The organism is Phyllobacterium sp. P5_D12, from assembly GCF_054049495.1.
In genome coordinates this window covers 1-6,377 of the sequence record NZ_JBFUMG010000240.1, presented here as the reverse complement: position 1 = coordinate 6,377, position 6,377 = coordinate 1, and the positions used below count along the sequence as shown (strand labels likewise).

Here is a 6,377-nt window from a genome sequence, read left to right as displayed (position 1 = left end):
CAGCAGCGCCGGCTGAATTTCGGAAGCTTCACGAACCTCTTCGCCGTGATTGCCGAGCATGTGCGCGAATTTGGAAAACTCGACGTCGCCAAGCTTATTGCCGACATTGCCGCGTTCCTCGCCATATTTTGCAACCTGGCCATAACGGATCTGGTTCATCGAAGAGTTGTTGCCGATAACCGCAAGATAAGGCGCGTTGAACCGGTCACAGGTTTCCATGTCGAAGGCAGTCATCGAGAATGCGCCGTCGCCATAATAGCAAAGCACTTCCTTTTGCGGATGAGCGAGCTTGGCCCCAAGCGCGAAGCCGGTTCCGACGCCCAGCGAACCAAGTGCGCCGGGATCCATCCATTGACCCGGATTGCGCGGGCGCACCGCCTGAGCTGAGATGGTCACCACGTCGCCACCATCGCCGATGTAGATCGTATCCTCGCCGAGGAACTCGTTGAGCTCGTATGCAACACGGTAGGGATGGATCGGGCTTTGGTCCGACTTGAGAAGCGGCAGCACCTTCTCATAGGCGATAACTTCCTGCTGCTCGAGGGTCTTCATCCACTCGCGGCGTGCCTGGCGCTTGCCCTTGTCGATCCGGGCGGAAGCGGCCTGCAGGACCGCCGAAAGTATGGCGCCCGGATGGCCAACGAGACCCAGATCGACATCGCGGTTCTTGCCGACGGTGCGGTAATCCTGATCGATCTGTACCAGGGTAAGGTCCTTGGAAATCCGCTTGCCATAGCCCATGCGGAAGTCGAACGGCGTACCAATGACAACGATCACATCGGCATTGTTGAATGCAAAGCCGCGTGTGCGGTCGAAATGATGAGGATCACCAATCGGCAGCGTGCCGCGGCTTGCGCCGTTGAAGTAGCCGGGAATATCCAGCCCGCGCAGCAATTCGACTGCAGCCTGCGTGCTGCCCGACGTGAAGACCTGCTGGCCGAATAGAACTGCCGGGCGTTCGGCATCCACCAGAACATCAGCCAGCTTTTCGATATCCGCTGGATCGCCGATTGAATAGGTCGATGCCCTGTACTTGCCGGGCTGCGGTATGACGGCCTTTTCAATAGGGATTTCGCGATCCAGAACGTCACGCGGAATTTCCAGATAAGAAGGTCCAGACGCACCGGAGAAACACTCGCGCGCCGCCATGGAAATCATATCGGCAATGCGTTCGGTCGAGGAAACGCAGGCGGCAAACTTGGTGATCGGCGTCATCATGTCGACATGCGGCAGATCCTGCAGCGAGCCCATTTTGTGCTGGGTCAAGGCGCCCTGCCCGCCAATATGAAGCACCGGGCTTTCCGAGCGGAATGCCGTGGCGATACCCGTTACCGCATTAGTGCAGCCTGGACCGGCGGTCGTGACAACGCAGCCCATCTTGCCCGTCTGGCGGGCATAACCATCGGCCGCATGAGCAGCGACCTGCTCGTGGCGCACATCGATAATGCGGATGCCTTCATCGATGCAGCCGTCATAGATATCGATGATGTGACCGCCGCAAAGCGTGAAAATAGTGTCGACACCTTCATTCTTGAGCGCCCGCGCCACCAGATGGCCACCGGACACCACGCTCCCGTCGCGTACCTTCCGCTTCAATGTATCTTCAGCCGTTGATGTGGCCTTCTCAACCTTTGTGACGATTGTCATGAACGTCTTTCCTCCTATTGAATTTTGTCGTCTCTTATCGTTGGCGCTTGGCTGTCCACCTGTTCCCGGCATGCAGCTCTACATGCGGTTGCCGCACCAGCAGTGTCTTGTTCAGGGAGCTAAGTGGCTCAGCTTCATAGAGATTTTGCATGCGATAACGCTCGTTGAGATCGATGGGCTCTGTCTTCCCCCTGCCCCGGATTGCCGCCTCAAAGACGCAACCAGCGGAGACAGTCGAAAGAGCCGAGCCGGATTTACAAAGTCCGCGGCGCTTCCTTACCCGCGTGTCGGGGCAGCTGAAGTGCTCTTGCAGAATTTCTGGCATAATAAATACCATAAGTCAAACACCCTTGACAAAGATAATCCCGCAGTGGGGAAAACCAGTTGCGAGGTGTAAAAAACATCGAAACAAAAGGCCTACCTGAAGCGTTGTAAGAGTGTGCGGTGCACAACCTATGCAAAAATGGGATGCTGATATGCGTCTGGCGCCGTTGTGAACTGGGATATGGTATGCCAGATAAGGGCCATGTTAAACGGTAAACAGGAGTGTCAAATCATGCCGGCACGTGCAGAAATAGCCAATATAACCGATCGCACCGCCCGTCGCGGTATCATCGAGACGATTCTTGCCTTTCTCGACAGCGTTGCACGCATAAATGCACGCAACAAAAACAGCGAACCTTTCGGTCTTTAATCGCTAAAAAATTACTTGTCCTCCCCTTAAACGGTTGCCGAATTGCCTTCGGCGGCCGTTTAACGTTTTGAATACATTCAGTTTTTACAAAAGTTGTATAGCAATACCAGCTTGGCTCTTGTCTTTTGGTATAACAGATACCAGTATGTCCCAATCAGCGCATGGCATTATAGCTACATAAAAGGCGTAGAAAGGGATGAACATGACTCAAGCGGTAAAAGAGGAGTTCCGCTCGCAGCAGGTCAGCGACGGATTCAGATGGGGACAGTTAGCAATTGGCGTGATTTGTATGGTTACAATCGCCAATCTTCAATATGGCTGGACATTCTTTGTTCCCGAAATTACCAAACAATTCGGTTGGGGGCGTGCGGAAATTCAATGGGCATTCACGCTCTTCGTCCTGTTCGAAACATGGCTGGTTCCGATAGAGGGCTGGTTCGTCGACAAATACGGTCCGAAGATCGTCATTATGTTCGGCGGCGTGCTATGCGCTATTGGATGGGTCATTAACTCGCAAGCCGATACGCTGTTTCTATTCTGCGTTGGCCAAGCTGTCGCCGGTATCGGTGCGGGTGCAGTCTATGGCACCTGTGTAGGCAACGCGTTGAAATGGTTCCCGGACCGGCGTGGACTTGCTGCGGGCATCACAGCAGCGGGTTTTGGCGCAGGTTCCGCCCTGACGGTCTGGCCGATCCAGGCAACGATCGCCCATTTCGGCTTCGCACATACCTTCCTCACCTTCGGGCTGGGGCAAGGCATTATCATCGTGATCCTTGCGTTCTTCCTCTTTGCCCCGAAGCCGGGTCAGACTCCAGAAGTCAGCAACAAAGGCCCTATCATCCAGAGCCGCCGGCAGTATTTGCCTTCCGAAGTGGTGAAGCACCCGATCTTCTGGCTCATGTATCTTATGTTCGTGGCAGTGGGCGCCGGTGGCCTCGTTGTTACGGCCAACCTTGCGCCGATGGCAAAGGACTACGGCGTCGCCGATATTCCGGTATGGCTTGGCATACCAGCCCTCACCTTGGCTGCTACGCTTGACCGCCTGCTCAATGGCGTGACCCGACCGCTCTGCGGCTGGATTTCCGACAAAATCGGACGTGAAAACACCATGTTTTTCGCCTTCGGCATCGAGGCGATCGGCATATATCTGCTTTACCTCTTCGCCCATGACCCGATGATGTTCGTGATCTTGAGCAGTCTGGTGTTTTTTGCCTGGGGCGAGATCTATTCGCTCTTCCCTTCTACCTGCACCGATACATTCGGCTCCAAATTCGCTGCTACCAATGCCGGCCTGCTTTATACGRCCAAAGGTACCGCCGCGCTTCTGGTGCCATTTGGTACGGCACTGGCGGCGGACGGCGATTGGGGTGCGGTATTTATCATCGGCGTCATCCTGAATGCTGGCGCCTCCCTCCTGGCTCTGTTCGTACTCAAGCCATGGCGCGCAGGTATTATCCGCAGGACGGAAGAGAACGCCCTGCAGCCCGCCCAATAGCATCACGATAGAACTCGCCTGGGCTGGGTCGTTCCAGCCCAGGCATTAAACCAATCAGACACTCAATCAGCATTGAAGCAAACAGCTAACGGCCAGAGATCAAGACTTGACAGTCATTTTTCTGGTATACAATATACCAATCAAGGCGCTAAAGACGATTTAGCCAGTTCGCGCCGCTGGCAAACCAAGCCACATCAATGCCGCCGTCACCGGGAGTGCACGCGGCCATCACGGAGGAAATCATGCTCGACAAAACCGTTGTCCGTAACGTACTGGAAGCGGCGCGGGCCGAGGGCCGCCAGGCACTCACCGCACCCGAAGGCAAGCTTATTTGCGATGCCTATGGCATAGCAGTTCCGCAGGAAGGTGTTGCCGGCAGTGCCGACGAAGCCGCCTCGCTTGCCTCGGCCATGGGCTTTCCGGTAGTCATGAAAATCGTCTCTCCGGATATCCTGCACAAGACGGAAGCAGGCGGTGTTATCGTCGGCGTCAAATCTGCCGAGGAAGCCAAGGCCAGCTTCGACAAGATCATCGCCAATGCTCAGGCCTATAAGGCCGATGCGGAAATCGTCGGCGTACAGGTCCAGCAAATGCTGACTGGCGGCCTCGAAGTCATCATCGGCGCGGTAACCGACGACAGCTTCGGCAAGCTCGTTGCCTTTGGCCTTGGCGGCGTTCTTGTCGAAGTCCTGAAGGACATTACCTTCCGTCTTGCACCGGTGACGCACGACGAAGCCCTGTCCATGCTCGACAGCATTCAGGCAGCAGAAATGTTGAAGGGCGTGCGCGGCGGCGAGCCGGTCAATCGTATTGCGCTTGCGGATATGATTGTGCAGGTCTCCAAGCTTGTTGACGACTATCCGGAAATTTCCGAACTCGATCTCAACCCGGTTTTTGCCACCAGGGAAGGTGCGATTGCCGCCGACGTGCGCATCGTCATCGACTACAACCAGGCCAAGCCTCGCCATCGCCCGTCCCAGGAAGAAATTCTCAAATCCATGAACCGCATCATGCGCCCGAAGGCGGTCGCGGTGATCGGCGCTTCGGCAGAGGATGGCAAGATCGGCAATTCGGTGATGAAGAACCTCATCAATGGCGGTTACAAAGGGCAAATCTACCCGATCCATCCGAAAGCCGAAGAGATCCTCGGCTACAAGACCTATAAGAGCGTCAAGGATGTCCCGGGCGATATCGATACGGCGGTCTTTGCCATTCCCGCCAAACTGGTTGCCGGCGCTCTTGCGGAATGCGGCGAGAAGAAAATTCCCGGCGCTGTCCTCATTCCCTCGGGCTTTGCCGAAGCCGGCGAACCTGAGCTGCAGGACGAAATCGTCAAGATCGGCCGCAAATACAATATCCGCCTGATGGGCCCGAACATTTACGGCTTCTACTACACGCCGGAAAATCTCTGCGCGACATTCTGCACGGCCTATGACGTCAAAGGCTCGGCGGCCTTGTCGTCACAGTCCGGCGGCATCGGCATGGCGATCATCGGCTTTTCGCGTTCGGCCAAGATGGGTGTGTCGGCGATTGTCGGTCTCGGCAACAAGTCGGATATCGATGAGGACGACCTGCTTACTTTCTTCGAGCAGGACGACAATACGCGGATCATCGCCCAGCACCTCGAGGATCTGAAAGACGGCCGTGCCTTCGCCGAAGTAGCAAAACGCGTCTCGAAGAAGAAGCCTATCGTCGTCCTCAAAGCGGGACGCACCTCCGCCGGTGCCAAAGCGGCCTCCTCCCATACTGGCGCGCTTGCCGGTAACGACAAGATCTACGAGGACGTCTTCAAGCAGGTTGGCGTCATCCGCGCCCGCTCGCTGCGACAGCTCCTCGAATTCGCCCGCGGCATTCCGGTCATGCCAACGCCGAAGGGAGAAAATGTCGTCATCATCACCGGCGCCGGTGGCTCGGGCGTGCTTCTCTCCGACGCCTGCGTCGATAACGGCCTCAGTCTCATGGGAATGCCGGACGATCTTGATGCGGCCTTCCGCAAGTTCATTCCGCCCTTCGGTGCCGCGGGCAATCCCGTCGACATCACAGGTGGTGAACCRCCCCTCACCTACAAGAATACGGTCAAACTCGGCCTTGAGGACGATCGCATCCACGCACTGATCCTCGGTTACTGGCACACGATCGTGACCCCGCCGATGGTCTTTGCCAAGCTCATGGTCGAGGTGAAGGAGGAGATGGCAGCCAGGGGTATCGAGAAGCCGATGGTTGCGTCGCTTGCCGGCGATGTCGAGGTCGAAGAGGCCGCCGAATATCTCTACCAGCATGGCATCCCCGCCTATGCCTATTCGACCGAGCTTCCAGTTGAGGTGCTGGGCGCGAAGTACAAATGGGCCAGAGGCGCAGGTTTGCTCTAGCCCTCCCCGCTGGACCCTGGCGCAGGCCAGGGTCTGGTGCCCTTCACAAAATCCGTAAATTTCAAGGGGAGGTTTTCCTCAATGCATATTCATGAGTATCAGGCCAAGGGTGTCCTGAAGTCCTTTGGTGTGCCTGTACCGGAAGGTTATCTGGCTGTGGACATCGAAGAGG

Annotated in this window: 4 protein-coding genes; 3 read left to right on the top strand and 1 reads right to left on the bottom strand. The window is 56.4% G+C overall.

The window, feature by feature from the left end; all coding sequences use genetic code 11:
- Nucleotides 1-1,647 (bottom strand): thiamine pyrophosphate-binding protein (locus tag ACXJ5O_RS15750; RefSeq protein WP_457300706.1); only part of this gene is annotated, 1,647 nt, incomplete at its 3' end.
- A gap of 556 nt (nt 1,648-2,203) precedes the next feature.
- Here ACXJ5O_RS15750 and ACXJ5O_RS15745 point away from each other — a divergent pair.
- The 3 genes from ACXJ5O_RS15745 (at nt 2,204) to ACXJ5O_RS15735 (ending at nt 6,205) form a co-directional block, all read left to right on the top strand.
- Nucleotides 2,204-2,341 (top strand): hypothetical protein, encoded by a 138-nt coding sequence (locus ACXJ5O_RS15745; protein ID WP_457300705.1) that lies wholly within the window; start codon nt 2,204-2,206, stop codon nt 2,339-2,341.
- A 196-nt stretch (nt 2,342-2,537) separates the two neighbouring features.
- Nucleotides 2,538-3,836, top strand: coding sequence for an oxalate/formate MFS antiporter (gene oxlT / locus ACXJ5O_RS15740; RefSeq protein WP_457300704.1), 1,299 nt, complete (start codon nt 2,538-2,540; stop codon nt 3,834-3,836).
- Nucleotides 3,837-4,078: 242 nt separating this feature from the next.
- Nucleotides 4,079-6,205: an acetate--CoA ligase family protein gene (locus ACXJ5O_RS15735; protein ID WP_457300703.1), complete on the top strand. Its 2,127-nt coding sequence runs from the start codon at nt 4,079-4,081 to the stop codon at nt 6,203-6,205.
- The last annotated feature ends 172 nt before the right edge of the window (nt 6,206-6,377 follow it).

Bases quoted from the DNA above. Each gene is read 5' to 3' on its own strand.
- ACXJ5O_RS15745 (WP_457300705.1), top strand. From the start codon at position 2,204: ATGCCGGCACGTGCAGAAATAGCCAATATAACCGATCGCACCGCCCGT.